The organism is Pseudomonas sp. Kh14, assembly GCF_900291005.1.
Taxonomy (GTDB): domain Bacteria; phylum Pseudomonadota; class Gammaproteobacteria; order Pseudomonadales; family Pseudomonadaceae; genus Aquipseudomonas; species Aquipseudomonas alloputida.
The window spans coordinates 1-370 of the sequence record NZ_OLKJ01000061.1; the positions used below are offsets into that span (position 1 = coordinate 1).

Sequence of the window (370 nt, forward strand, 5' to 3'; positions counted from 1 at the left end):
CAGTCGCCGAACCGGTGGTGCTGTTGGCTGCCACGACGACGGTGGTGCCGTCGGTCAGCTTGAAGTACAGCTCCGAGTGGTTGTTGATCGGCAGACCGTCTTTGTTGGTCAGCGTGATGGTGTAGGTGATCTCGCCGCCTTCGGTCACCGAAGGGGTGGCAGTCAGCTTGGCCACGACTTCGTCGAGGGTGTCGGTCACTTGAACCGAAGCAGCACCACCCAGTTCCAGGTTCTCAAAGGTGTGACCGTCTATATCCACAGCGGACGTGATGCCCAGACTGATCTGGCCTGCGTCCTGGTAGACGTCATCGCCCTGTGCGTCGTGGGTGTACGGCGCGCTGGTTTCACCGGCCTTGATGGTGACCTGGGC

1 protein-coding gene is annotated in these 370 nt (G+C 61.1%); it reads right to left on the minus strand.

The features are described 5' to 3' along the window. Positions 1–370: immunoglobulin-like domain-containing protein (locus tag FQ668_RS27325; RefSeq protein WP_144180756.1), on the minus strand; the 370-nt coding region annotated here is incomplete at both ends.